Source organism: Streptomyces sp. NBC_00704 (genome assembly GCF_036226605.1).
GTDB lineage: Bacteria > Actinomycetota > Actinomycetes > Streptomycetales > Streptomycetaceae > Streptomyces.
The window spans coordinates 7,391,215-7,417,059 of the sequence record NZ_CP109000.1; the positions used below are offsets into that span (position 1 = coordinate 7,391,215).

Below are 25,845 nucleotides of genomic sequence, written 5' to 3' on the forward strand. Positions count from 1 at the left end.
GTGAGGGAGAACACGGTGCGGTCATCCGTCCTGCCGGTGGCGCCGACCCGGGGGCGGCTGCGGCCGCTCGGACTCGACGAGGTCCGCGTCACCGGAGGCTTCTGGGCCCGGCGCCGGCGGACCAACGCGACCGCGACGCTCGGACACTGCCACGAGTGGATGGAACGCGTCGGCTGGATCGGCAACTTCAGGGCCGCGGCGCAGGGCCGCGTCCACCGGGACCGGCGGGGCCGCGAGTTCGCCGACTCCGACGTCTACAAACTGCTCGAGGCCATGGCCTGGGAGGCCGGCCACAGCGCGGACGGCGGCCTCGACGCGCTGATCGACACGCTCACCGCCGTGATCGCCCCCGCTCAGGAACCGGACGGCTACCTCAACACCGCCTTCGGCCGGCCCGGCCAGCAGCCCCGCTACAGCGATCTCGAATGGGGCCACGAGCTGTACTGCTCCGGGCATCTGATCCAGGCGGGCGTCGCCCAGACCCGGGCCCGCGGCGAGGGCGATCTGGCGAAGACCGCGCTGCGGGCGGCCGACCACGTGTGCACGGCCTTCGGCCCCGGCGGCATCGAACGCGTCTGCGGACACCCGGAGATCGAGACGGCCCTGGTCGAACTGGCCCGGGCGACGGGCGAGCAACGCTATCTCGACCAGGCGTCGCTCTTCATCGGCCGCCGCGGACAACGCACCCTCGCCGAGACGGAGTTCGGGCACGCCTACCACCAGGACGACCTGCCCGTGCGGGAGGCCTCCGTGCTGCGCGGACACGCCGTCCGCGCCCTCTACCTGGCGTGCGGCGCCGTCGACGTGGCCGTGGAGACGGCCGACGACGACCTGCTGGCGGCCGTCGTGCGGCAATGGGAGGCGACGGTCGCCCGGCGCACCCACCTCACCGGCGGCATGGGCTCGCACCACCGCGACGAGTCCTTCGGCGACGACTTCGTGCTGCCGCCCGACCGCGCCTACGCGGAGACCTGCGCCGCCGTCGCCTCCGTGATGCTCAGCTGGCGGCTGCTCCTCGCCACCGGCGAGCCCCGCTTCGCCGACCTGGCCGAGCGCACCCTGTTCAACGTGGTCGCCGCCTCCCCGTCCGACGACGGCCGGGCCTTCTTCTACACCAACACCCTGCACCGCCGCCGTCGCGGATCGGCGCCGCCCGCGCACGTCCAGAGCCCCCGCGCCGACTCCGGCCTGCGCGCCCCCTGGTTCGCGGTGTCCTGCTGCCCGACCAACGTGGCGCGCACCCTCGCCGTCCTGCCCGCCTACCTGGCGACGGCGGACGACGACGGCGTCCAGCTGCACCAGTACGCCGACGCGGAGATCGCCACCACCCTCACGGCGGGTCGGGCCGTCGCACTGAGCGTGCGCACCGACTACCCGAGCGGTGCGAGCGTGACCGTCCGGATCGACCGGTCCCCGCCCGGGCCGTGGACCCTCTCGCTGCGCGTCCCCGAGTGGACCCGCGGCGCCACCGCGTGGCTCACCGGCCCGGACGGCGCACGCCGGGCCGTCGCCCCCGGCACGGCCACCCTCGCCCGGCTCTTCCGGCCCGGCGACCTCGTCCGGCTCGACCTGCCCATGGCCCCGCGCTGGATCGGGCCCGACCCGCGCATCGACGCGCTGCGGGGCGCCGTCGCCGTCCAGCGCGGCCCGCTCGTCTACTGCGCCGAGTCGGTGGACCTGCCCGACGGACGCGAGGTCGACGCCGTGCGGGTGGATCCGTCCGCCCGGCCCGAGGACGGACCGGACGGCGCCGTCGTCGCGGCCGGTGAACTCACGCGCCCGCCGGACGGACACGCGGACGACGCCTGGCCGTACCGTCCGCTCGATCAGGACGCGCCCGCACCCGTCGCCGAGCGCACCGGCATCGTCCTCGTCCCGTACCACTCGTGGGCCAACCGCGGCCCCTCGACGATGCGCGTGTGGCTGCCCACGACCACCGCACCGCCACCACCCCCACCGGCCCCGCCGTCGGGGAAGCAGCCATGACCGGGACGGCGCCCGGCGCTCGGCCGACGCCCGAGCGGACACCCCGCCGGCGGCGCCCACGTCCCGCCGCCCCTGCCCGCACCGGGTGGACCGGGCCGTCACCGTGCGCCGCCACGGCCCCCGCAGCCCCCGCGCGGACCCGCACGCGTCCGAGGGGCCCGGGAAGCCCTCCGTCCCGGAGGTCCCGGCCCGGCGTCCGGCGTTCCGCCGCCAACGCCCACGCCCACTTCCGCCGCCCCTGCCCGCACCCCGTGGACCGGGCCGTCACCGTGCGCCGCCGTGCCCCCCCGCAGCACCACAGCCCCCGCGCGGCCCGCACGCATCCGAGCGGCCCGGGAAGCCCCCCGTCTCGGAGGTCTCGGAGGTCCCGGCCCGGCGTCCGGCGTTCCGCCCTACGCCTACGCCCACTTCCGCCGCCCCTGCCCGCACCGCCGCCACGGCCCCCGCAGCCCCGCAGCCCCCCGCGCGGACCCGCAAGCGTCCGAGTGCCCGCGGGGGCCCTCCCGTCCCGGAGGTCCCGGCCCGGACCAGATCCCGGCCTCGCCCCGGACCGACCGCCCGCCCCCGTGACCCGTCCTATTCCGTCCGCTTCCCTGCCCAGCACCGCGCACCGCCCGGCACCGCCCCCCACGATCGGAGTCCCGAGCATGTCCCAACCCCCCACCCGGCGCGGCCTGTTGCGGCTCGCCGCCGGGACCGCGGCTGCCGCGCCGCTGCCGCACCCGGCCTCGGCGGCGGCCCGGCCCGCGTCCGCCGCCACCGCCCGACCGCCGGCCACAGGGCCGGCCCCCGCGCCCGCCGGCGCCGCGCCCGTCCCCGCGACCTGGGCGGTGCAGCCGTTCCCCCTCGGCCAGGTCACGCTGGGCGACGGCGTCTTCCGCCGCAAGCGCGACCTCATGCTCGACTTCGCCCGGGCCTATCCCGCGGACCGCGTCCTGGCCGTCTTCCGGGCCAACGCCGGACTGGACACCCGGGGCGCCCGGCCGCCGGGCGGCTGGGAGACCGCCGACGGCAATCTGCGCGGCCACTTCGGCGGTCACTTCCTCACCCTCGTCTCCCAGGCCTGCGCCGACACGCGGGAGGCCGCGCTCAAGGCCAAACTCGACGAACTCGTCGCCGCGCTCGGCGAGTGCCAGCGGGCGCTGACCGAGCACGGCTCGCCCAAGCCCAGCCACCCCGGCTACCTCGCGGCCTACCCGGAGTCGCAGTTCATCCTGCTGGAGAGCTATGCGACCTACCCCACGATCTGGGCGCCCTACTACACCTGCCACAAGATCATGCGCGGCCTCCTCGACGCGCACACCCTGGGCGGGAACGCGCAGGCGCTCGTCATCGCGTCGGCGATGGGCGACTGGGTGCACAGCCGCCTGGGCCGGCTGCCCAGGGCCCAGCTCGACCGCATGTGGTCGATCTACATCGCCGGCGAGTACGGCGGCATGAACGAGGTGATGGCCGACCTGTACGCGCTCACCGGGCGCGAGGAGCACCTGACCGCGGCCCGCTGCTTCGACAACACCGGGCTGCTGGAGGCCTGCGCGGCCGACCGCGACCTGCTGGAGGGCCGGCACGCCAACCAGCACATCCCCCAGTTCACCGGCTACGCCCGGCTGTTCGACCACACGGGCGAGGAGGAGTACGCGGCCGCGGCCCGCAACTTCTGGGGCATGGTCGTGGGCCCCCGGACCTACAGCCTGGGAGGCACGGGCAAGGGCGAGATGTTCAAGGCCCGCGGCGCCGTCGCGGCCACCCTGGGCGACGACAACGCCGAGACCTGCGCCACCTACAACATGCTCAAGCTGAGCCGGCAGCTGTTCTTCCGCACGCCGGACCCCGCCTACATGGACTACTACGAGCGGGCCCTCACCAACCACATCCTGGCCTCGCGCCGGGACGCCCCGAGCCCGGACAGCCCGGAGGTCACCTACTTCGTCGGCATGGGCCCCGGCGTGGTGCGCGAGTACGACAACATCGGCACCTGCTGCGGCGGCACCGGCATGGAGAACCACACCAAGTACCAGGACTCGGTCTTCTTCCGTTCCGCCACGGGCGACGCGCTGTACGTCAACCTCCCGCTCGCGGCGACGCTGCGCTGGCCGGAGCGGGGGCTCGTCATCGAGCAGACGAGCCCCTACCCGGCCGAGGGCGTGCGCACCCTGGCCTTCCGTGAGGGCGGCGGCAGACTCGACCTGCGGCTGCGCGTGCCGACCTGGGCGACGGGCGGCTTCACCGTCGCCGTCAACGGGGTCGCGCAGCAGGTCAAAGCGGTGCCCGGCAGCCACCTCACCCTGAGCCGGACCTGGCGGCAAGGCGACCGGGTCACCGTCTCCGCTCCCTACCGGCTGCGCGTCGAGCGGACGCCCGACGACCCGAAGGTGCAGTCGCTCTTCTACGGGCCTGTCCTGCTCGTCGCCCGCAGCGGGGCGAGCACACTGCGGGAGTTCTCGTTCTACAAGGACTTCACGCTGCGCGGCGACCTCGCCGACTCCGTCCGGCCGGAGGGCCGCCCGCTGCACTTCACCACGCACGGTCTGACCCTGGCCCCGTTCCACCTCGCCGACGACGCCCGCTACCACGCCTACTTCCGCCGGGCGGAGCCGTCCGTGGTCTTCGGCACGGCCGACTCCGGCGTCGCCAACCGGGCCCGCGGCGACGGCCTGACCTTCCTCGACGTGCTGTGGCAGCAGGCGCCGTTCAGCACGCCCGCCAGGTTCACCGCCGCCGTGCGCGCGCTCGCCGGCGCCTGGCTCTCCCAGGGCCTGTTCACCGCGCCGGAACGGGACCGCGTCGTGGCGGCCGCGTCCGGCCTGCGGCGGTGAGACGCACGTCACACGCCCCGCGGCCGGTTCCGCTGTCACATCGCGCCCGGACGCTCCGTCAGTGATGTGTAACCGTCCACACGGCAAGGAGATCACCATGGAAGCGCGTCTCAATCTCTTCGGCAGCCGGCTCGGGTCCACCCTTCTTCAGCACTTCACCGCGGCCGGAAAGGCCGTCTCGGGCTCCACGCTGCCGGCCACGACCCGCGACCTGGTGCTGCTGCGCGCGAGCCAGATCAACGGCTGCGGCTTCTGCACCGACATGCACGCCAAGGACGCCGCCCACGCGGGGGAGACCCCGGTGCGCCTCGCGCTGGTCGCGGCCTGGCGCGAGGCCACGGTGTTCACCGACGCCGAACGGGCCGCCCTGGAACTGACGGAGGAGGGCACCCGCATCGCGGACGCGGCCGGCGGCGTCTCCGACGAGGTGTGGGCGAACGCCGCCAAGCACTACGACGAGGAGCAGCTCACCGCGCTGGTGGCGACCATCGCCGTCATCAACGCCTTCAACCGGCTGAACGTCATCGCCCGGCAGCCCGCGGGCGACTACACGCCGGGCCAGTTCGGCTGAACCGCCACCACGTTGTGCCCGGCTTCACGGAACGTGCACACCTCGCCGGGCGAACTTTAGAATTCAAGCGCTACGCTCGTCGCCAGTTCGAGCGGCCGGGGGCTCTCCGCGGCGCCGCTCGTCCTCCCCCTGCCCCCTGCACAGGAGACGCGCGTGCGCGACGGCGACGTAGTGGTGATCGGTGGCGGCTATGCGGGCGTCCGTCTGGCGAAACGCCTCGACGCGACGGCGCGGGTCACCCTGGTGGACCGCAAGGAGGTCTTCTTCCACCGCATAGCCTCCCTCCGGGCCGGTGTGCGCCCGGAGTGGTCGCTCACGCCCTTCATCCCGTACGACAGGCTGCTGCGCGAGGGCCGGATGGTCGTGGGCAAGGCGGTGCGCATCGACACCGACGCACGGCAGGTCGTCCTGGCGACGGGCGAGCGGCTCCCTTACGACGTGGTCGTCATCGCCTCGGGCGCCGACTATCCCGAACCGGCGCGCTTCACCGGCGTCTCCGCCGAGGAGACGATCGAGTCGTTCGCCGGGCACCAGCGCAAGGTCGCCGCCGCCCGGCACGTACTGGTGGTCGGCGGCGGCCCCTCGGGCGTCGAACTGAGCGCGGAGATCCGGCTGGCCCGGCCGGACGCCCGCGTCACCCTCGCCCACTCCGGACCGATGCTGCTGCACGGCACGGGCAGCGAACGGGCCGGCCGCAGGGCGCTCGAGTGGCTGGAGTCACACGACGTGGAGGTCCGCCTCGACTCGTTCATGTCGCCCGGCAACGACTTCGGCGCCTACCGCGACGCACACGGCGGGGTCCTCCACGCCGACCTCTCCTTCTGGGCCACCGGCACCACCCCGAACACGCTCTGGCTGCGCCTGGCCGGGCACGGCGACTGGCTCACCGCAAGCGGCCACGTCAAGGTCGACCGCAGGCTGAGGGTCCAGGGGTGGCCGGACGTCTTCGCGGTCGGCGACGTCAACGACGCGAGCGAGCTGAAGGTCACCCCGACCGCGCTCGCCCAGGCCGACCTCGCCGCCCACAACATCCGCGCCCACCTGAACAGTTCGGGCCGGCACCGCAGGGAGCCGCGCCTCTACCGGCCCCTGCGGCGCACCCCGCTCATCGTGCCCTTCGGCCCGGCCGACGGGATGACGCTGCTGCCCGTGCCGGGCGGTGAGAGCGCGGTGCTCGGCGGCCGGACCTCCGTGCTGGCCAAGGCGAAGACGCTCATGACCCCGTACATGAGGCGGCAACTCGGCTACACGGCCGCCTGATCCGCCGGATCCGCCGGGCCGCGGGGGACCGGGCGCCGACTGGCCGAAAAATGGCTCCGGGGCGACGGAGGCGCTGTCAACTGGCCTGTGCGGAAGGAAAGTCGGCCTACGTTGGTGCTTTGATCACCGACGTGCCCCAGGAGGCCTAGCCGTGCCGGAATCTCCCGCCCAGACCCCCGCTCCGTCCGCGACGCCCGGCCGGATCGACACGTCCAAGCCGCATTCGGCGCGGTTCTGGGACTACTTCGTCGGAGGCAAGGACAACTACGAGGTCGACCGGGAGATCGGCGACGAGATCAAGGAGATCTTCCCCGGTCTGGTCGACGTGGCGGTCACCAGCCGGCACTTCCTGGGGCGCGCGGTGCGCCACCTGGCCGTGGAGGAGGGCATCCGCCAGTTCCTGGACGTCGGCACCGGTCTGCCTACCGCCGACAACACCCACGAGGTCGCGCAGCGCGTCGCACCGGACTCCCGGATCGTCTACGTCGACAACGACCCCGTCGTGCTCGCCCACGCGCACGCCCTGCTGACCAGCACCAGGGAGGGCAGGACCGCCTACCTGGACGCCGACCTGTACGACCCGGAGGCCGTGCTGGCGGCCGCCGCGGACACGCTGGACCTGTCCCGGCCGGTCGCCCTGATGATCCTCAACACCCTGGGCCACGTCGCCGACCACGAGCAGGCCCGGGCACTCGTGCGCCGGCTGATGGCGGGACTGCCGTCGGGCAGCCATCTGGTGATCAGCGACAGCACGGCCACCAGCGAGGGCATGATCGCCGCGTCGGAGGCGTACAACGCCAGCGGCGCCGTGCCCTACCACGTGCGCTCCGTCGACGAGATCGGTGCGTTCTTCGACGGGCTGGAGCTGGTGGAGCCCGGGATCGTCCAGGTGACGAAGTGGCGGCCCGACGACGCCGATCCGGCCGACTTCGCCGCCGACGTCGACGCGTACTGCGGCGTGGGCCGCAAGCCGTGACCGACCACCGGCCCCGCCGCTGACCGCCTCCGCCCCCCTTCCCGCACCGGCCGGCCCCCCGTCGGCGAGGCCCGGCCCGCGCGGGCCGCCGGTCTCGCGCGCGGAGAACTCCCGGCCTACGTCACGGCGTCGGCCGCGTGCCGCCCTACGGCGTCGTCCCGCAGCATCGGCAGCGCGTCGAGGTACTCGGGCGGGTGGTCGAAGGCGCGGGTGAGGGTGGTGAGATGCGGCCGCAGGCGGTGGGTGAGGTCGTCGATCACCACGGGGAACTCGTGGACGTGCTGCGCGGCGATATGGCCGTCGGCCAGCAGAAGGCCGGTGTGCGGGGCGAGTTGGCCGAGCAGGAAGAGGGCCGTGAGGTCGCCGAGCACGCCGTGGGCGGGTCCGCCGGCGGCGCCGGCCAGGGCGGCGAGCAGGACGTCGGCCGCCTCCAGGACGGTGTGGACGCGTGCGCGCTGGAGGGCGGGGCCCGAGGCCGTGTTCCAGCGGCCCTGCGGATCGTGCGCGGGCCCGCCGCGGAGCGCGCGGTTCGCCTGGGCGTGGAAGGCGTGCTCGGTGTGGGCGAGCAGGTCGCGCAGGAACCGGGGGTCGGCGAGGTCGGGCGGGCCCGGGGCGGCGACCGGTGAGGCGGGCGGACGGTGCAGGAGTTCGGCGGCCGCCTTGGTGGAGATGAGCAGGTTGTCGCCCTCCGCGGTGATGGTCCCCTCGATGTACTCGGGGAAGCCGGCGAGGAGGTTGGCGGGCAGCAGTCCCTGGGCGCCGCAGCGTTCGCGCGCTTCCAGGGCGATGGTGCGCGCCTGCCAGGTCGTCCAGGCCTTGGCCAGGGCGATGAGGCGCTCCAGGTCGTCGCGGTCGTCGACGCTGTGGCGGGCCCAGGCGGCGGTGAGGGACCGGTGGAGCAGGGTCATGGCGTAGGTCGTGGCGACGGCCTCCAGGAGCCTGCCGTGGTGGGTGCGGTGGGTGTTCACCGGGACGCGCCGGTCGGGCCGCGTTCCGCTGACGTGGCGCCGGTCGCCGTACCGGACGGCGATGGCCAGCGCGGCGCGGGAGGCGCCGACGGCCGCCGCGCTCATGCAGAGCTTCCCCGCGGTCACGCGGGCGATCGACGTGAGGAACCGCTTGCGGCGGTTGCCGAGGCTGCTGGTGAACGCGCCGTCGGCGTCGAGGCGGCCGTGCTCGCCCTGGAGGAGGGCGCGGCCCGGCAGCGGGAAGTGGTCGAAGGAGGTGAGGCAGTGGTCGACGGGGGCGTTCGGCCGGAGCGGGAGGGGCTCGACCGTGACATGGGGGAGGGGGCCGTCGTGGTCGGTGAGCGGGGTCAGGAAGAGGAAGACGCCCTGGTCCCGCTCGCCGACGAGGAGGCGGGCGGCGACGACGGCCGACTTCGGGCCGCCCAGGGCGCTGGTGTTGGGCATGAACTTCGCGGCGCCCGGATGCGGGGTGTGCAGGACGAAGCCGCCGGTCGCGGGCTCGTACCGGGCGGTCGTCTCCAGCGCGGCGGCGTCGTTGCCGTGGTCCAGCTCGGTGCACAGGAAGGTGCCGACGCGGCGCAGCGAGGCGAAGTCGTCCAGGTTCCTCGACGCGGGATCGGCGTGGTCGAGGATGCTGCCGAGGAAGAGGTTGTAATGGATGCTCGCGACGGTGGTCAGGCCGCCGCCCCCGTCCACGATGGCGGCCCACTCGTGCAGGGCGGTGAGCAGGGCCGGGTCGGTGGCGAGGGACACGGGGTCGTCGAGCGTGTCGTTGACCAGACGCAGCCGGTCGTAGGACTGCGCGGCGCGCTGCGCGGGCGTCAGGCCGGGCCGGTGGCGGAAGGCGTCCCGCGCCATGAGCCGCCGCCAGGGGGCGTGGACCCGTTCACGGTCGCCGTTCCCGTCGAAGAGCAGCCGGGTCAGCTCACGGGTGACGGCGTCCCCGGGGTCCGCTGTGCCCTCGGCGGACAGGTCCGGCACGCCCGCCGACGGGCCGGTCGGCCCGGGGGAGGGCGCTCGTGGTGCGGCCGTGCCCGGGGCGCGCTCTGCCGGGCGGGGCCCGGTGGGGCCTTCTGCGTCGTGGAATGCCAGAAGGGCCATGACCTTCTCCCCCGTCGGTCGCGGATTCGGAACGCGGACGTCTGGATGCCCGATGAGCCAGAAGATACGGACCTCCCGGTTTGCTCATCAAGTCGGAAATCGGCAAACACCTGTGCCGAGAATGGCGTGAACCGATGGGTCAACGCGCCGGAGGCAGGCCCGGCGTACGGCAGTTGTCCCTGGTGGTCGCGGGAAGGCCGGGGGAGGAGTGCCTCGGCCGGGACGGCCGTTGGGGGACCGCCGGTTTCCGGTTCCGCCCGGTCGGACCGCGGCGCGGGGGCGCTCCCGAAGCGCTCCGGGGGCCGGGGCTGCGATGCTCTCACGGAGCGTGCGGGGCCCGGGATCCGGCGAGGTGGCGCGGACCGAACGTGTCGGTATATTCCGGAGCCTGAATCGCGGGAGCTATCTCGGAGGTAGGGCGTGGCGCTCCAGGAACGGGCCGTGCGGAAGAGACGGGCCGTCCTCGTCGCGGCCGCGGCGGTGTTCGCGGAGGTCGGGTACGAAGCGGCGACGATCTCGGAGATCCTCGCCCGGGCCGGTGTGACCAAGGGGGCGCTGTACTTCCACTTCTCCTCCAAGGAGGCCCTCGCCCAGGCCGTGCTGGCCAGTCAGCTGGGGGCCATTCCGGCCGTGCCGCAGCGGAAGCTGACGCTGCAACAGGGGCTGGACGAGGCGTTCGTCCTGGCCCACCTGCTGTCGGTGGGCGATCCGCTGGTGCGGGGCAGCATCCGCCTGACGGTCGATCAGGGCGCGCTCGGCGACGGACTGGACCGGCAGGCGCCGATGCGCGGATGGATCGCGCGCAACGCCGAGCTGCTGGGGCGGGCGAAGGACAGGGGAGAGCTGCTGCCGCACGTCGACGTCGACGCGGCGGCGCGGATGTTCGTGGGCGCCTTCACCGGGGTGCAGGTGCTGTCCAAGATCATGACCGGGCACGCGGACCTGCCCCAGCGGGTGACGGACCTTCAGCGCCATCTGATGGCCGGGGTCGCCGTGCCCGCGGTGCTGTTGCAGCTGGACACCGCTCCGGACCGGGGCGCCCGGGTCTACGAGGAGGCCGTGCAGGCCGGTTGGGGCGGGGCGCAGCCCCAGGCCGCCGGGTGAAGGCCGCCGACGGCGCCCCGGGCCCGCCGCCCCGGAAGGGCTGAAGCGGCGCTCGGGACGGCCGGACGGCCGGGCGGGCACGCTGGCGGTGGGGCGGGTGGGGCGGGTGGGGCGGACGAGGGCGGTGGGGCGCAGGGGGTTGAGCGGGACATGCCGCGGGGAGGGGGAGGGGAGACGTTGTCCGGGACGCCGTCGTGCGCTCCCGTGGGAGGGCGGGGGGAAGCCTCCGGGCTCCCGGCACGTGACCATGCCGACGTGTGCGAGACGAAACCGGGGAGTACGACCATGGATGCGACTGCGTGCCCTTACGCCCTCGACGTGACGGGGCGTGACCTCGCGGGCGAGGCCGCGATGCTGCGCGCCGGGGGACCGGCGGTCCGCGTGGAGCTGCCCGGGGGAGTGGGCGCCTGGGCGGTGGTGCGCCAGCGGTACGTGGAGCGGCTGCTGACCGACCCGAGGGTGTCGAAGGACGCGCGCCTGCACTGGCCCGACTTCATCGAGGGCCGGATCACCGAGGAGTGGCCCCTCTACCCGTGGGTGGCCAACGAGAACATGCTGTTCGCCTACGGCGCCTCGCACGCCCGGCTGCGCAGGCTGGTGGCCGGGGCGTTCACCGCCCGCCGCTCGGAGGCGCTGCGGCCGCGGGTCGAGCAGATCGCCGCCGAACTCGTCGACTCGCTCGCGCGGCCGGACGGGCCGGAGGGGCCGGAGGCGCCGGTGGACCTGCGAGCCCGGTTCGCCGAGCTGCTGCCGATGCGGGTGATCTGCGAGCTGTTCGGGGTGGAGCAGGGCGCGGACACCGACGCCCTGTGCACGGCGCTGCACACCGTGTTCGGCACGACCAACAGCGGCCAGGAGGTCGAGGCGGCCCGGCTGGAGGCCTTCGTCCGGCTGTCGGAGCTGGTGCGGGCCAAGCGCGCCGAGCCCGGCGACGACCTCACGTCGCTGCTGATCCAGGCGCGCGACCAGGACGACCGGCTCAGCGAGGAGGAGCTGCTGGGCACCCTCTTCCTCATGATCGCCGGCGGTCAGGACACCACGGCCGCGCTGATCACCAACGCGGTCGCGGCGCTCCTGCTCGCGCCCGAACAGCTGGACCACGTGCGGGAGGGCCGGGCGACCTGGGAGGACGTGGTGTCCGAGACGATGCGGGTGCACACCCCCGGGGCGTACTCGCCGATGCGGTTCGCCGTCGAGGACATCGATCTGGACGGTGTGCTGATCCGCAAGGGCGAGTCCATCCTCGTCTCCTTCGCGGCAGGCGGCCGCGATCCCGAGCGCCACGGACCGCACGCCGACCGCTTCGACCTGCTGCGCACGGGCCGTGACAGCCTCGGCTTCGGCCACGGACCGCACCGCTGCATGGGCGCTCCGCTCGCCGCGGTCGAGGCCGAGAGCGCCTTCGCCGCGCTCTTCGACCGCTTCCCCCGTTTGACGCTCGCCTGCGCGGCGGACGAACTGCGGCCGATGCCGAGCTTCTTGATGAACAGTCACCGCGCACTGCCGGTCCTGCTCGCCCCGCGGGAGCGCTGAGCGAGCGCCACTCGGTCCCGACCCGGCCGAGAGCGTGAGCGGGGTCTCGGGGCCGGGGGCGAGCCGCTAGGGATCGGCGTGCCGGTCCGGGCGGCGTCAGGGGGCCCCGGTTCGCGCATCCGCGGCGGTGGGTTCAGCGGGTGACGCGGTGCCTGCGTCCGCCGCGCCGGAACCGGACGGCGGCGTAGACCAGATCGGCCAGCAGCACCAGCGCGCCGATGATCAGCAGGTAGAACAGCCCGTGGGCCGCGAATCCGATGATGCCCAGGACGAGGGCGGCGAGGATCAGGAACAGGAACAGGCTCATCGGCTCTCCCGGCGGTCTCGTCGTCAGCGGCGGGCGAGGCGTCGTTCCCCGCCGGCGCCCGGCACGTAGTCCAGTGCGTAGTGCGCGAACACCTTCGGTTCGTCCTCGGCGGGCAGTTCGCCGTCGACGTCGATCGCCGGGGCCTTCTTCACGGCGTTCTTGTCGTGGACGACCCGCAGATAGCCCGGACCGACCGTCGCGCCCGTGAGGGGCACGAACACCAGGCGGCGCCGGGTGGGCAGTCCGACGGTCACCGTGGCGAAGGAGGGGCTGTCCGTCCCGGTGTCCACGTAGACCGACTCCAGCGCGCCGATCCTGTGCCCGTGCGGATCGACGACGTCGTGGCCACGCCATTCACGGATGTCACCGGCTTCGAACATGAGGACCTCCCGGACGTGCGGGTACCCGTGTTGCCGCCCGCGATGCCCGTAGGTGGCCGTCATGGCCGTCTTGGCCGTCATGCGGCCGGCCGCGGCCACTGCGGCCGGGCCATCAGCACGGCGACGTCGTCCTGGGCCGGAACGGGCAGCATGTGCGCGAGGACGTCGTCGCAGAGCGACCTCAGCGACCGGCCGGGGCGGCGCAGGGCCGCAGCCAGCCGGGCCAGCCTCTGGTCGAGGTCCGCGCCCCGGGTCTCGATCAGCCCGTCGGTGTAGAGGACGAGCAGCCCGCCCGGCGGCAGCGGGACCTCCTCGATCCCGAAGTCCCGTCCTCCGGTCCCCAGCGGAGTGCCCGGCGAGCCGCCGAGGAAGGTGATCGCGCCGTCGGGCGACGCCACGGCCGGCGGGGGATGACCGGCCCTCGCCACGAGACATCCGCCGGAGGCGGGATCGTGGACGGCGTAGACGCAGGTCGCCAGCTGGTCCTCGCCCATGTCGGCGACCAGGTCGTCCAGCGAGCGGAGCATGTCGGCGGGGTCGATGCCGAGCCGGGCCAGGGTGCGCACGGCCGCACGCAGCTGACCCATGATCGCCGCCGCGTGGATCCCGTGCCCCATGACGTCCCCGATGACGAGTCCGGTGCGCTCCTCGGGCAGCGCGATGACGTCGAACCAGTCGCCGCCGACGTCGTGTTCGCTGGCGGGCAGATAGCGTCCCGTCAGTTCGAGGCCGGGGACGGCGGGCAGCGCGCTGTTGGTCAGACTGCGCTGCAGGGTCAGGGCCGCCGCACGCTGGCGGGTGTACATGAGCGCGTTGTCGATGTTGAGGGCGGCGCGCGCCGCCAGCTCGTCGATCAGCACGCAGTCCTGCTCGTCGAAGGGCTCACGGCCGCGCACCCGCGTCACCACGACCGCGCCGAGCGCCTTGCCGCGGGCTATCAGCGGGATCAGCCGCGCCGAGCCGAGCCCCATGAGGTAGGCGCGCAGCTCCTCCGCGCGGGGGTCGGGGACCAGCGCCGGGACGTCGGACCGGTACAGATTGGTCGGCCGCCCGCCGGCGATGACGCGTTCGTAGAGCGAGCCGCGCTCGAGCTGGGACGTCATCCCGGGCACCAGCCGCGCCGTCGGGGCGGCCGGGTCGGGGAAGAGGGCGGCCATCCGGCGGATGACCCCGCGCGTGGCCTCCGTCGACTCGTCGGGGCTCATCACGTCGTCGAGGAGCTGCACGTCGGCGGAGTCGGCGAGCTGGGGCACCAGCATCCGCACGATCTCCTCGCAGGTCTGCCACAGGTCCAGCGTCGTCCCGATGCGGGTGCCGGCCTCCGCGAGCAGGGCGAAGCGGCGCCGGGCGCGCTCGGCGTCGTGCTCGGCCCGCTGGCGCTCCGTGATGTCGATGAGGGACGCGATCACGCCCAGGGTCCGGCCGCTGCCGTCGACCAGCGGGGCGTAGGAGCAGGACCAGGTCCGTTCCCGGTCGGGGTCGGAGGCGGTGCGGCCGGTGCGGCGGACGTCGACGACGGCCCTGCCGCTGTCCAGCACGTCCTGCATGGTCTTCTCCAACGCCACGGCGTTGACGCCGGGCACGACCTCCGTCAGCCGCCTGCCGAGGTGCTCGGCGGGGGAGACCCCGTTCATCCGGGCGAGCGCGTCGTTGACGCGCAGGAACCGCAGGTCGGTGCCGAGGGTGGCCAGGCCGATGGGCGACTGGCTGAACAGGCTCTCCAGGGCCGCCAGCGAATCGCGCATGCGCAGGACCTCGGAGGTCTCCACCGCGATCAGCAGGGCGCCGGGCCGTCCCTGGGCGTCGGCGGCCGGCACGATCCAGGTCTCCATGGTGACCGGATGGCCGTCGCGATGGCGCACCGACAGGGTGCCCACGACCGTCTCCCCGCCCTGGACGCGATGGGTGAGCTGGTCGGCCAGCTCGTGATTGCCCTCCGGGACCAGCAGGCCGGAGGCCGGACGGCCGAGCACGTCCTGCGGCCGGAAGCCGAGCAGGTCCTGTGCGGCCAGCGACCATTCGACGATGCGTCCGTGCGCGTCCTCCCGCCACAGCGCGATCGGGAGCAGCTCGCGCAGCACGCCGGCGTATCCGACCGCGTCCGAGGGCTGTTCGACCGCCTGGTCCGCCCGGTGAGGAGCGCCCATCGCTTGACCTCCCCAGAGGGCGGGCAGGATTGCACACGAAAACACCATATCCGGAAGAATGGGTTCCGACGGTGTTCCGCCCGAGACGGCGACGACAGCGCGGCCGCGCCTCCGACTCCGCGCGCGCCCGTGCCCGCCTGCGCCCCGCCCGCCGGACCTGTGAGCGTCGCGTGCGCCACCGCGAGACGCGCGAGCCCGGTGTCGCCGCTGACCGGCAGCGCGGCCCGGGGCGACGAGCGCCGACAGCCACGCGAACGGCGGTACGAGGGGTCCCGGCGCAGGCGCGGATCGAGGACCCGTGTGAGCAACCGTGTGAGCAACCGCACGGGCGGCCGCAACTGCCCCGCAGGCCCCGCGACTTGCCCCCCGGAAGCCCTGCGGACCGAGCGGTACGGGCGACGCCTCGCGGGCGCCGTCTGTCACGATGGTCCGCGCCGTGACCGACAAGGTGGAGCGGCCGTGCAGTGCCGCCGGCGTTCCTCGGTTCGCCGCGCTCCCCGCCCGTCGCCTCGCCCTCTGGTATGCCTGTGTCCCGCGCCCCCCGCCCCGTTCCCCCGTCCGCCGCGCCCCCGTCCCGCTCGCCGTGGCGGTCCCTGCGGCACCGCGGCATGCGCTGGTGGTCGCTGGCCAACCTCGTGTCCAACACCGGCACCTGGATGCAGCTCACCGTGCAGAACCTGCTCGTCCTCCAGGTGACCGGCTCCGCCGCCGCCACCGGCCTGTCCATGTCCGTCCAGGCCGCGCCCGCGCTGCTGGCGGGCGTGGCGGGCGGCGCGGCGGTCGACCGGCTGCCCCGCCGGGTCACGGCCACCGTCAGCCAGCTCCTGCTCGGCGCGGTCGCCTTCGCGACGGCCCTGCTGGTGGCGCTGGACCGGATCGACATGACGGCCCTGCTGGTGCTGGCCGCCGTCACCGGCACGATCGCCACCGTCGACGCGCCGGCCTGCGCCCTGCTCGGCAACGACCTCGTGCCGGCGGCGGACCTCCCCTCCGCGATCGGCGTGGGCGCACTGGTCCACAGCGCGGGCCGGCTCCTCGGGACCGCGCTGGCCGGGGTGACGTCGGCCTCCTGGGCAGCGGCGCCGCCTACGCCGCCAACGGACTGTCGTTCCTCTTCGTCGCCTCGGTGATCCCCTTCCTGCGGCCCGTGCACCGGCCGGCCGCCCAGGAACCCCGTCCCGCCGCCGGGCGGGCGCAGGGGCCGGACCAGCCGGAGATGACCGTGCGGGAGGGGCTCGCGTTCTTCGCCCGCCGGCCCCGGCTGGTGGCCCTCGCGGGCATCGCGGGCGTCAGCGCCGTCCTCGGCCGGAACTACGGCCTGACCCTCGCCGTACTGGTCACCGGGCCGCTCGCGCTCGGCGCGGGCTCGTTCGGCGCCGTCTCCACGGTCCTGGCCGTCGGCGGGATCGTGGGCGCCGTGCTGGGCGCCCGGCTGCGGCGGCCCTCCGTACGGCTGGTCGGCGTGCTGGCGGCCGTGGGCGCGGTTCTCCAGGCGGCGGCCGGACTGTCGCCCTCGCTGGCCGTCCTGCTCGTGCTCGTCCTGCCCATGGCGGCGGCCGAGTCCGTGTCCGAGACCGCCGGGACGACCGTCCTGCAGACCGACCCGCCGCCGCACCTGCGCGGGCGGGTCCTGGGCGTGTGGAGCGCCATCGGCACCGTGTGGGGCCTGGCGGGCCCGCCCGTGCTGGGCCTGCTCATGGAGGTCGCGGGAGCCCGCGGCGCGCTCGTGGGCGGCGGACTGCTCGCCGCCGTGGCGATCACCGCGGCACTGGCCGTGCACGCACGGCGCACCCCGCCCGCGGTGACGGTGCCGTTCGGGCCGGGGGAGCTCGCCGGCCGCGAGGCGCTCGACACGGCCGCCTGACCGGCGCGGACACCGGTCCGGGGGCCGCGGCGGTCGCCCCGTCCGCCCGGCCCGTGCCGACGCCGGCCGCGGACCCCGCCGCTCACCGCGGTGTTACGTGATCGCTCCAAGGGGTACCGGGGGACGGTCGACGCGCAGGGCGTCGTCGGCGGTACCAGGAGGCTGGGATGGACGAAGCCCGCAAGGAAGAGCCCGCGACGGTCGCTTCGGTCGACCGGATCGAGAACCCGTGGGGCGGACGCACCCCCTACGACCGCCACCGCTCCTGGCCCCCGCGCGTGGACACCCATCTCGAAGCCGGCGTCGCACCGGACCAGGTGCAGCGGTGGGTCCAGGCCGCCTCGATCCTGCACTCCGACGGCGACGCCATGGACGTCGCCGTCGCGGACGGCCGTATGGTGGGCGTGCGCGGCCGCGCGGACGACCGCGTCAACCGCGGCCGGCTCGGCCCCAAGGACCTGTTCGGCTGGCAGGCCAACGCGTCGCGGGACCGGCTGACCAGGCCGCTGATCCGCGAGGGCGGCCGCCTGGTGGAGTGCGACTGGGACACCGCGATGAACCGGATCGTGACCCGTTCGCGGGAGCTGCTGGAGGAACGCGGACCCGGCTCGATCGGCTTCTACACCTCCGGTCAGCTGTTCCTGGAGGAGTACTACACGCTGGCGGTCCTGGCCCGGGCGGGCATCGGCACCAACCACCTGGACGGCAACACCCGCCTGTGCACCGCGACCGCCGGCGAGGCGCTGAAGGAGTCCTTCGGCTGCGACGGCCAGCCCGGCTGCTACGACGACTTCGACCACGCCGACGTGATCGCGCTCTTCGGGCACAACATCGCCGAGACGCAGCCCGTGCAGTGGATGCGGCTGCTCGACCGTCTGGAGGGCGGCGACCCGCCCCGGCTGATCTGCGTCGACCCGCGCCCCACCCGCGTGGCCGGGCGCGCGGCCGTGCACCTCGCCCCGCGCGTCGGAACCAACGTGGCCCTGCTCAACGCGCTCCTGCACGAGATCATCCGCACCGACCGGGTCGACCACGACTACATCGAGGCCCACACGGTCGGCTTCGAGGAGCTCGCGTCCCGCGTGAAGGAGTGCACCCCCGAGTGGGCCGCCGCCGTCTGCGACGTGCCCGCCGCCCGCATCGTCGAGGCCGCCGAGATCCTGGGCACGGCCGACCGGCTGGTCTCCACGGTCCTCCAGGGCGTCTACCAGTCCCACCAGGCCACCGCCGCCGCCGTACAGGTCAACAACCTGCACCTGATCCGCGGCATGCTGGGGCGGCCGGGCGCCGGCGTGCTCCAGATGAACGGCCAGCCCACCGCGCAGAACACCCGCGAATGCGGCGCCGACGGCGACCTGCCGGGATTCCGCAACTGGCAGAACGACAGCCACGTCGCCGACCTGGCCGAGGTGTGGAACGTCGAGCCCGACACCATCCCGCACTACGCCCCGCCGACCCACGCGATGCAGATCTTCCGCTACGCCGAGCAGGGCTCGATCCGCATGCTGTGGATCAGCGGCACCAACCCCGCGGTGTCGCTGCCCGAGCTGTCCCGGATCCGCTCGGTCCTGCGGCAGGAGCGCCTCTTCGTGGTCGTGCAGGACCTGTTCCGCACCGAGACCGCCCAGCTCGCCGACGTGGTGCTGCCCGCCGCCACCTGGGCCGAGAAGACCGGCACCGCCACCAACGCCGACCGCACCGTGCACCTGTCCGGCAAGGCCGTCGAACCGCCCGGCGAGGCCCGCCCGGACCTGGACGTCTTCCTCGACTACGCAGCCCGCATGGACTTCCGCGACAAGGACGGCGGCCCGCTGATCACCTGGCACGACCCGGAGTCGGCCTTCGAGGCGTGGAAACGGTGCAGCGCCGGCCGGCCGTGCGACTACACCGGCATCACCTACGACAAGCTGCGCGACGCCGGCGGCGTGCAGTGGCCGTGCAACGAGCAGGCCCCCGACGGCACGCCACGCCTCTACACCGACGGCATCACCTGGGCGCACCCCGACGTCTGCGAGAGCTACGGCAAGGACCTGGAGACCGGCGCCTCGGACGAGCCCGTCGAGTACCGCTCCCTCAACCCGGACGGCAAGGCCGTGATCAGGGCGGCCGCCTACAGCCCCCCGCACGAGACGCCCGACGCGGACCACCCCTTCCAGCTGACCACCGGCCGCACCCTCTACCACTTCCACACGCGCACCAAGACGGGCCGGGCGCCCCAGCTGAACGCGGCCGCCCCCGACGTGTGGGTGGAGGCGTCCGCCGCGGACGCGGACGACCTCGGACTGGCCGAAGGAGACCTGGTCGAGGTCGGCACCCCCCGCGGCGCCCTGCGCGGCCGGCTGCGCGTCACCGGCATCCGGCCGGGCCTGCTGTTCGTGCCCTTCCACTACGGATACTGGGACACCGCGGCGGGCGAGGGCCCGAGCGCCGGGCAACCCGGGCGCGCGGCCAACGAGACGACCGTCACCGACTGGGACCCGGCCTCCAAACAGCCCCTGTTCAAGACCGCCGCCGCCTCACTGCGCCTGGTGGAACGCGCCGGCGGACGCCCCGCGCCCGCCCCGACCACCACGGCCTCGGCCCCCGCCCGCGCCGACGCGGCGCCGCCCACGGTCGGCGGCGCGGCCGCCCTCGCCACGGAGACGGCCGACGTGACCCCCGGCACCACCAGTGGAAGGGGCAACCGGTGAACGGCGTCAACCTCACCCTGCGCACCCTGCACCACGGCGAGAAGCACCTCGCCGGGCAGCTCACCGCGGCGGCCGAACGCCACCGCACCGAGCACGAGATCCACCATGTCGCCACCGACCTCGCCGCCTGGTCGCGCGAACACGTCGCCCGCCTGTCCGAGGCCGCCGACGGCCGGGGGATCCATCTGAGCGGCTCCTCCGGGGCGTCCACGGCCGGCGTCCTGTCCGCCCTGCGCGAGAAGACGGCCGAGGCCATGGCCCACCGGCCCGAGCCCGGCCTGCTGCTCCTGCGCGACCTGCGGGAGCTCCACCTCGGCGCGGCGGAGAACTCCCTGCACTGGGAGATGCTCGCGCAGGCCGCACAGGCGGGCCGGGACGCGGATCTGCTGGCCCTCGTCTCGCAGTGCCACCCGCAGACCCTGCGCCAGATGCGTTGGACCAACACCATGATCAAGAACCTCGCCCCGCAGATCCTCACGAGCCTGTGACGAGCCTGTGAAGGCAGGCGTCCTGGCGGTGCCCGGATCCTGCCGCGGTCCGGCGCCGAGTCCGGTGATCACCTCCCGCTGGTCACCTGCCGGGGTGACACGCCGCTGATCGCACCGCTCGCCCGGCCGTCACCGCACCGCTCGGGCAGCCGTCACCGCGGCGGCCGCCGCCCGGCGGCGTTCTCGCGGCTCATCGGCCCCCACGAGCCGCGCTGTCCGCGGATGACCCGGTCCGCCTCCGCGATCACCCGCCGGTCGATCCAGCCCAGCGGCCGGACGTCGACCACCAGCGGCTCGTTGTCGGGCCCGCGGCCGGTCTCGCGCGCCGTCAGCACCCAGGGGCGGGTCCGGGCGTCCTTGATCCGCGGCAGGTGCGAATAGTCGTACAGGCGCCGGGCCACCCACACGCGGGCGGGCCGGTCGCCCCACCACTCCTCGACGTCCAGCGTGTTCGCGGAGAGCCCGGGCATCGGCACGCCGGTCAACTCGTCCGTGCTGGACTCCGAGGCCAGGTCGCGTGCGGGGCCCAGCGACCAGCGCACGTACAGGCCGCGCCGGGCGGTGACCAGCTCGGTCAGCTCGTCCAGTGAGGTGTAGACGGGCATCGACGGGGTGCCTGGCATGGGTCCGGCCGTCCTGTTCGCTCGGTGGGTGGTGCGCGCTGTCACCAGGTCCCCACACGCGCCGTTCCTCACACCCGATCGCCTGGTGGGACGAGAGAGGCGTGTGTGGAGAGCCTGTGCCTGGGCACCCAGTGTTTCGGAAAGCCGCGCCCCGTCATGAGGGCGCCCTGCGGAACGGAGAGTGCGATGACGGCGGATGCATGGGCGCCTCAGTCCGAGGTTCCGGCGTTCACCCCGCCCGGCGTGTACGCCCCTCAGTGGGACACCAGGCTGCTGACGCGCGCCCTGTCCCGCGAGGACATCGGCGCGGCCACCGAGGTGCTGGACCTGGGGACGGGCTCGGGAGCCCTCGCCGTGCAGGCCGCGCGGCTCGGCGCGCGGGTGACCGCGGTGGACATCTCGCGGCTCGCCGTGCTGACCGCGCGGATCAACGCCCTGATGGCCGGCCAGCGGGTCCGTTTTCGCCGCGGCGACCTCACGACCGCCGTGCCGGGCCGCTCGTACGACCTCGTGGTGAGCAATCCGCCGTACGTGCCGTCGCCCGACGTGACGCTGCCGCGGCGCGGCATCGCCCGCGCGTGGGACGCGGGCCGGGACGGCCGCGCGTTCATCGACCGGATCTGCGCGGAGGCGCCCTCGGTCCTGAACCCCGGGGGCGCTCTGCTGCTCGTCCACTCCAGCCTGTGCGGCACCGACGCCACCCTGGAACGACTGGCCGACGCGGGGCTGACCGCCACGGTCACCGACCGGGCCGCCGTGCCCTACGGGCCCGTGCTGCGCTCCCGGCGGCGGTGGCTCGTCCAGCAGGGCCTGCTGGACGGCGACGAGGACCGCGAGGAACTGGTCGTCGTCCGCGCCGAACGCGCCTGAGCGGGCGACCCCGCCCGTGACCCGTCCGGAGCACGCGGAGAACGCGCCCCGGAGCATGCCGGAAGAAGACCGAGCGACCGAAGACCGAAGACCGAAGACCGAGGGCCGAGAACCGAGGACCGAGGGCCGAGGACCGAGGAGGGAACAGACGTGACCGAGGACCCCACCAGCAAGCATCCCCGCCCCGACTTCCCGGACCAGGAGCAGGAGCATCCCGGCTGGACCGGCCCCATGGACCCGCCGCCCGACCACGGCGAGGAGTCCTACGAGGGCAGCGGACTGCTGCGCGACCACAAAGCGGTCGTGACCGGCGGCGACTCCGGCATCGGCCGGGCGGTGGCGCTCGCGTTCGCCCGGGAGGGCGCCGACGTGCTGTTCACCCACCTGCCCGAGGAGGAGAAGGACGCGCGGGAGACCGCCGCCCTGGTCGAGGGCGCGGGCCGCCGGGCCGTCGCGGTGGCCTGCGACATCCGCTCGGAGGACGAGTGCCGGGCGCTGGTGGACCGGGCCGTGGAGGAGTTCGGGCGCATCGACGTCCTCGTCAACAACGCCGCCTACCAGATGTCGCAGCCCGACGGCATCGGCGCCATCTCGACGGAGCAGTTCGACCGCGTCGTACGGACGAACCTGTACGGCATGTTCTGGCTGTGCAAGATGGCGCTGCCGCACATCCCCGCCGGCGGCTCGATCATCAACACCACGTCGGTGCAGGCCTACAAGCCCAGCCCGCACCTGCTGGACTACGCGATGACCAAGGGAGCCATCGTGACGTTCACCCAGGGGCTCGCGCAGATGGTGGCCGGGGACGGCGTCCGGGTCAACGCGGTCGCGCCGGGCCCGGTGTGGACGCCGCTCATTCCGGCGACGATGCCGGACACGTCCGCGTTCGGCAAGCAGTCCCCGCTGGGACGCCCCGCCCAGCCGGCCGAGATGGCGCCCGCCTACGTCTTCCTCGCCTCCTCGCGGGCGAGCTTCATCACGGCGGAGATCCTCAACGCCACCGGGGGCACCCCCCTGCCGTGACAGGGCGACCGCCCGCGCGGCGGCCGAGGCAGGCCGCCCGGCGCCCCGCCCGGCGCCCCGCCCGGCCCGGACGCCCGTGCCGGACGGCGTGCCGACCGCCTGCCGCGGGCGTAGCGTCCCTGTAGGGGCGGGGACCGGGCACGCCCGGCGGGCCCGTTCGCGCACCGAGGGGAGCGCGGGGCCGGCGCCGGCCCTCCGGGACCTCCCCCTCCCGAAGCTGGAGGTGCCTCGTGACCAGCGCGGCCGGTCCGGCCGTCGGCGACGGCGAGCTGGACGCCGAGTTCGCGGAGACGGTGCGTCGCACCGGCGCGTCCATCGGCGCCCTGTTCCTCCTCGAGCCCGGCGGGCGGCTGCTGCGCCTCGGCCTGTTGTGCGGGGCGCCGGCCGAGTTCGCCGCGCCGTGGACGCACGTCTCCATGGCCGCTCCCGCGCCGGTCGCCGAGGCGGTCCGCGAAGACCGGATGGTGTGGGTGGGCAGCCAGGAGCAGATGGCCCGCTCCTACCCGCGCACCGCGATGGTGCTGCCCTTCCCGCTGGCGTTGGTCGCGGCGCCGGTCACGGGCGGCCGCCGCTGGGGCTCGCTGCTGCTGATCTGGCCGGCCTCCCGGCCGCCGTACATGACCGCGCGGGAGAGGGGCAACATCGCGTCCGGCTGCGGGCGGCTGGCCCGGCTGCTGGACGACGCCGACGCGCACGGCCGCAGCCCGGCCGCCCGCGGCCCGGCCGACGGCGACCGGCCGCGCGTGGTGACCGCCGGGACCGGCAGCCCGGGCGGCCCGGCGATGGCCGCCGCCGACTTCGCCGAGCGCCTGCCCGGCGGCAGCTGCTCGCTGGACCTGGAAGGACGCCTCACCTACCTCAGCTCCGGCGCCTGCGAACTGCTGGGCTGCGACGCCGGACTGCTGCTCGGTACACTGCCGTGGCAGTCCCTGCGCTGGCTCGACGACCCGACCTACGAGGACCGCTACCGGGCGGCGGTGATCAGCCGTGAGCCCGTCTCGTTCACCGTGTGCCGCCCGCCGGGCCACTGGCTCGACATCCACCTGTATCCCGACGCCAGCGGCATCAGCGCCCGCATCCTGCCCAGCGGTGAGCAGCCCCCGGCCCCCGCGGAGCCCGTCCGCTCCTCGCGCTCCGTGGCGCCGGCCCGCGCCGGACGGCTGTACCAGCTCACGCACCTGGCGGCCGCCCTCACCGAGGTCGTCGGCGTCCAGGACGTCATCGACCTGGTCGCGGACCAGATCATGCCCGCCTTCGGCGCGCAGGGGCTGGTGCTGTCCCGGGCCGACGCCGGCCGGCTGCGGATCACCGGCCACCGCGGTTACAGCCGGGAGACCGTCGAGCGTCTCGACGGCCTGCCGCTCGACACCGACTTCACACCGGCCGGCCGGGCCCTGAGCAGCGGCATTCCCGCGTTCTTCGCCGATCCCGGGGAGATGCGGCGCATCTACCCCGAGGCGCCGCTGGTCAGCGGCAAGCAGGCCTGGGCGTTCCTGCCGCTGATCATCTCCGGACGTCCCGTGGGCTGCTGCGTCCTGTCCTACGACCGGCCGCACGCGTTCCCGTCCGAGGAACGGGCCGTCCTGACGTCCCTCGCCGGGCTGGTCGCCCAGGCCCTGGACCGGGCCAGCCTCTACGACACCAAGCTGGAGCTGGCCCACGGCCTCCAGCAGGCCCTGCTCCCGCGCACCCTTCCCCAGCTTGCCGGTCTGCGGGTCGCGGCCCGCTATGTGCCCGCCACCCGGGGCATGGACATCGGCGGGGACTTCTACGACCTGATCCGGCTCGGCGACACGGCGGCCGCCGCGGTCATCGGCGACGTACAGGGGCACAACGTGGCCGCCGCCGCCCTGATGGGGCAGGTGCGCACCGGCGTCTACGCCCACGCCACCCTGGGCGCGTCACCGGACCAGGTGCTCGCCCGGACCAACCGGCTGCTCACCGACCTCGCGCCCGACCTGTTCACCAGCTGCCTCTACGCCCACCTGGACCTGGCCCGCGGCCGCGTGAGCCTCGCCGGCGCCGGGCATCCGCCGCCCCTGCTCCGCCTCGCCGACGGCGCCACCGCGCCGGTCGGCCTGGTCCCGGGCCCTCTCCTCGGCATCGATCCCGACGCCGTCTTCCCCGTCACCGAGTTCCCGATCCCCCCGGGCTCGACGCTGGCCTTCTACACCGACGGCCTGGTCGAGACGCCGGGCGTCGACCTCGACGACTCCATCGCCGAACTGGCACGGCTGCTCGGCTCGGCGGACGACCGTGACCTGGAACTGCTCATCGACCACCTGCTGAGGAAGGGCAAGGCGGTCGGACAGCGCACCGACGACATCGCGCTCCTTCTGCTCCAGCCGGACCGATGAATGGGCGTGGGGACGATTGGAGCGACCGGAGTCGGGGGTACCCGTGGGCCGCACAGACCGCCCGAAGCCACTCGGAGGTGATCGGAGTGACAACCTCTCCCAGGTCGTCGATGGAAACGCATCCCGACATCGTCGCCATGCGCAACCGTCATGAGATGGCGGAGCGGGCCACCAGCACGCCGAAGGCGCAGGCCGTCGAGGCCCTGGCCCTGCTCACCGGCGTCTACCTGGCGGCCTCCCCCTGGATCGCGGGCTTCCAGAACCTGTCCGCGCTCGCGGTGAACAACCTGATCGTCGGCATCGCGTACGCCCTGCTGATGAGCGGCGGCTTCGGCCGCGCCTACGAACGCACCCACAGCATGGCGTGGGCGGCCTGCGCGCTGGGCGCGTGGACCATCGTGTCGCCCTGGGTCGTCGCCGGTGACGTCAGCACGACCAGGACGGTGGTGAACAACGTGATCGTCGGGATCGTCGGCCTGCTGCTGGGCATGGCGGCGAGCGCGATCGCGAACGACCGGGGTCCCTCGCGGGGCGAGCGAGGGAGGTCCATGCCGTAGGGCACGCCGCGACAGCCCGGACCCGGCGCGAACCGGTCCGGGCTGCCCCTGTGCCGGGACGTGCGCGGGGACAGGGGTGGCGCGGCGTTCTGCGCGCCCCGCCATGCTCGTCTGAGAAGCGGTCGCGACAGACGTGCGCGCTGCGTAGATTATGTGACGGTATGTGGGGAACTCGGTCGGGGCAATCAGCCGCCGAATCCGCTCGGCACACGGATCCGACCACT

General features: G+C 74.3%; 18 protein-coding genes and 1 pseudogene. 14 read left to right on the plus strand and 5 right to left on the minus strand.

Annotated elements, in window-relative coordinates; genetic code table 11:
* Nucleotides 1-15: 15 nt before the first annotated feature.
* The 5 genes from OG802_RS32030 to OG802_RS32050 all read left to right on the plus strand — a co-directional run bounded on the left by OG802_RS32030 (nucleotide 16) and on the right by OG802_RS32050 (nucleotide 7,609).
* Nucleotides 16-1,986 (plus strand): glycoside hydrolase family 127 protein, encoded by a 1,971-nt coding sequence (locus tag OG802_RS32030; protein WP_329416197.1) that lies wholly within the window; start codon nucleotides 16-18, stop codon nucleotides 1,984-1,986.
* A 647-nt stretch (nucleotides 1,987-2,633) separates the two neighbouring features.
* Nucleotides 2,634-4,802 (plus strand): glycoside hydrolase family 127 protein, encoded by a 2,169-nt coding sequence (locus tag OG802_RS32035; RefSeq protein ID WP_329416200.1) that lies wholly within the window; start codon nucleotides 2,634-2,636, stop codon nucleotides 4,800-4,802.
* A 97-nt stretch (nucleotides 4,803-4,899) separates the two neighbouring features.
* The gene (locus OG802_RS32040; RefSeq protein ID WP_329416202.1) at nucleotides 4,900-5,373 is read left to right on the plus strand and encodes a carboxymuconolactone decarboxylase family protein; all 474 of its coding nucleotides are present in this window, start codon (nucleotides 4,900-4,902) and stop codon (nucleotides 5,371-5,373) included.
* A 153-nt stretch (nucleotides 5,374-5,526) separates the two neighbouring features.
* On the plus strand, nucleotides 5,527-6,633 hold the full coding sequence (locus OG802_RS32045) for an NAD(P)/FAD-dependent oxidoreductase (protein WP_329416204.1): 1,107 nt from the start codon (nucleotides 5,527-5,529) through the stop codon (nucleotides 6,631-6,633).
* 151 nt (nucleotides 6,634-6,784) lie between these two features.
* Nucleotides 6,785-7,609 carry an SAM-dependent methyltransferase gene (locus OG802_RS32050; RefSeq protein ID WP_329416205.1) on the plus strand — a complete coding sequence of 275 codons (825 nt, stop codon included), beginning with the start codon at nucleotides 6,785-6,787 and terminating at the stop codon, nucleotides 7,607-7,609.
* 116 nt (nucleotides 7,610-7,725) lie between these two features.
* Here the strand turns inward: OG802_RS32050 and OG802_RS32055 are convergent, their stop codons facing one another.
* Nucleotides 7,726-9,678: an acyl-CoA dehydrogenase family protein gene (locus tag OG802_RS32055; RefSeq protein ID WP_329416206.1), complete on the minus strand. Its 1,953-nt coding sequence runs from the start codon at nucleotides 9,676-9,678 to the stop codon at nucleotides 7,726-7,728.
* A gap of 420 nt (nucleotides 9,679-10,098) precedes the next feature.
* On the opposite strand from OG802_RS32055, the gene OG802_RS32060 reads away from it, so the two are divergent.
* A complete protein-coding gene (locus OG802_RS32060) occupies nucleotides 10,099-10,782 on the plus strand; it encodes a ScbR family autoregulator-binding transcription factor (protein WP_329416208.1) in 684 nt (227 codons plus the stop codon).
* A gap of 285 nt (nucleotides 10,783-11,067) precedes the next feature.
* Nucleotides 11,068-12,315 carry a cytochrome P450 family protein gene (locus OG802_RS32065; RefSeq protein WP_329416211.1) on the plus strand — a complete coding sequence of 416 codons (1,248 nt, stop codon included), beginning with the start codon at nucleotides 11,068-11,070 and terminating at the stop codon, nucleotides 12,313-12,315.
* Nucleotides 12,316-12,448: 133 nt separating this feature from the next.
* Here OG802_RS32065 and OG802_RS32070 read toward each other — a convergent pair whose 3' ends face one another.
* From OG802_RS32070 to OG802_RS32080, 3 genes are all read right to left on the minus strand, one after another.
* Nucleotides 12,449-12,622, minus strand: coding sequence for a hypothetical protein (locus OG802_RS32070; protein WP_329416214.1), 174 nt, complete (start codon nucleotides 12,620-12,622; stop codon nucleotides 12,449-12,451).
* Nucleotides 12,623-12,645: 23 nt separating this feature from the next.
* A complete protein-coding gene (locus OG802_RS32075) occupies nucleotides 12,646-13,002 on the minus strand; it encodes a PRC-barrel domain-containing protein (protein ID WP_329416215.1) in 357 nt (118 codons plus the stop codon).
* 77 nt (nucleotides 13,003-13,079) lie between these two features.
* Nucleotides 13,080-15,149, minus strand: coding sequence for a SpoIIE family protein phosphatase (locus tag OG802_RS32080; RefSeq protein ID WP_329416217.1), 2,070 nt, complete (start codon nucleotides 15,147-15,149; stop codon nucleotides 13,080-13,082).
* A 608-nt stretch (nucleotides 15,150-15,757) separates the two neighbouring features.
* Between OG802_RS32080 and OG802_RS32085 the strand changes: the two are divergent.
* The 3 genes and pseudogenes from OG802_RS32085 to OG802_RS32095 all read left to right on the plus strand — a co-directional run bounded on the left by OG802_RS32085 (nucleotide 15,758) and on the right by OG802_RS32095 (nucleotide 20,191).
* Nucleotides 15,758-17,013, plus strand: a pseudogene (locus OG802_RS32085) (MFS transporter).
* Nucleotides 17,014-17,180: 167 nt separating this feature from the next.
* Nucleotides 17,181-19,703, plus strand: a complete 2,523-nt coding sequence (locus tag OG802_RS32090) for a molybdopterin oxidoreductase family protein (protein ID WP_329416219.1) — start codon at nucleotides 17,181-17,183, stop codon at nucleotides 19,701-19,703.
* Complete coding sequence (locus OG802_RS32095) at nucleotides 19,700-20,191, plus strand: hypothetical protein (protein ID WP_329416220.1); 492 nt, start codon at nucleotides 19,700-19,702, stop codon at nucleotides 20,189-20,191. Before OG802_RS32090 ends, OG802_RS32095 begins: the two co-directional genes overlap by 4 nt.
* A 152-nt stretch (nucleotides 20,192-20,343) precedes the next feature.
* Here the strand turns inward: OG802_RS32095 and OG802_RS32100 are convergent, their stop codons facing one another.
* Nucleotides 20,344-20,814: a DUF6098 family protein gene (locus OG802_RS32100; protein WP_329416222.1), complete on the minus strand. Its 471-nt coding sequence runs from the start codon at nucleotides 20,812-20,814 to the stop codon at nucleotides 20,344-20,346.
* Nucleotides 20,815-21,000: 186 nt separating this feature from the next.
* On the opposite strand from OG802_RS32100, the gene OG802_RS32105 reads away from it, so the two are divergent.
* The 4 genes from OG802_RS32105 (at nucleotide 21,001) to OG802_RS32120 (ending at nucleotide 25,621) form a co-directional block, all read left to right on the plus strand.
* Nucleotides 21,001-21,684 carry a HemK2/MTQ2 family protein methyltransferase gene (locus OG802_RS32105; protein ID WP_329416224.1) on the plus strand — a complete coding sequence of 228 codons (684 nt, stop codon included), beginning with the start codon at nucleotides 21,001-21,003 and terminating at the stop codon, nucleotides 21,682-21,684.
* 150 nt (nucleotides 21,685-21,834) lie between these two features.
* Nucleotides 21,835-22,707, plus strand: coding sequence for an SDR family oxidoreductase (locus tag OG802_RS32110; protein ID WP_329416226.1), 873 nt, complete (start codon nucleotides 21,835-21,837; stop codon nucleotides 22,705-22,707).
* 230 nt (nucleotides 22,708-22,937) lie between these two features.
* Nucleotides 22,938-25,064 carry a SpoIIE family protein phosphatase gene (locus tag OG802_RS32115; protein WP_329416228.1) on the plus strand — a complete coding sequence of 709 codons (2,127 nt, stop codon included), beginning with the start codon at nucleotides 22,938-22,940 and terminating at the stop codon, nucleotides 25,062-25,064.
* A 110-nt stretch (nucleotides 25,065-25,174) separates the two neighbouring features.
* The gene (locus tag OG802_RS32120) at nucleotides 25,175-25,621 is read left to right on the plus strand and encodes an SPW repeat protein (RefSeq protein ID WP_329416229.1); all 447 of its coding nucleotides are present in this window, start codon (nucleotides 25,175-25,177) and stop codon (nucleotides 25,619-25,621) included.
* Nucleotides 25,622-25,845: the final 224 nt, after the last annotated feature.

Coding starts and splice junctions, on each gene's coding strand:
- OG802_RS32035 (WP_329416200.1), top strand. CDS start 2,634: ATGTCCCAACCCCCCACCCGGCGCGGCCTGTTGCGGCTCGCCGCCGGG.
- OG802_RS32075 (WP_329416215.1), bottom strand. CDS start 13,002: ATGTTCGAAGCCGGTGACATCCGTGAATGGCGTGGCCACGACGTCGTC.
- OG802_RS32070 (WP_329416214.1), bottom strand. CDS start 12,622: ATGAGCCTGTTCCTGTTCCTGATCCTCGCCGCCCTCGTCCTGGGCATC.
- OG802_RS32080 (WP_329416217.1), bottom strand. CDS start 15,149: ATGGGCGCTCCTCACCGGGCGGACCAGGCGGTCGAACAGCCCTCGGAC.
- OG802_RS32090 (WP_329416219.1), top strand. CDS start 17,181: ATGGACGAAGCCCGCAAGGAAGAGCCCGCGACGGTCGCTTCGGTCGAC.
- OG802_RS32055 (WP_329416206.1), bottom strand. CDS start 9,678: ATGGCCCTTCTGGCATTCCACGACGCAGAAGGCCCCACCGGGCCCCGC.
- OG802_RS32105 (WP_329416224.1), top strand. CDS start 21,001: ATGACGGCGGATGCATGGGCGCCTCAGTCCGAGGTTCCGGCGTTCACC.
- OG802_RS32065 (WP_329416211.1), top strand. CDS start 11,068: ATGGATGCGACTGCGTGCCCTTACGCCCTCGACGTGACGGGGCGTGAC.
- OG802_RS32120 (WP_329416229.1), top strand. CDS start 25,175: ATGGAAACGCATCCCGACATCGTCGCCATGCGCAACCGTCATGAGATG.
- OG802_RS32100 (WP_329416222.1), bottom strand. CDS start 20,814: ATGCCAGGCACCCCGTCGATGCCCGTCTACACCTCACTGGACGAGCTG.
- OG802_RS32040 (WP_329416202.1), top strand. CDS start 4,900: ATGGAAGCGCGTCTCAATCTCTTCGGCAGCCGGCTCGGGTCCACCCTT.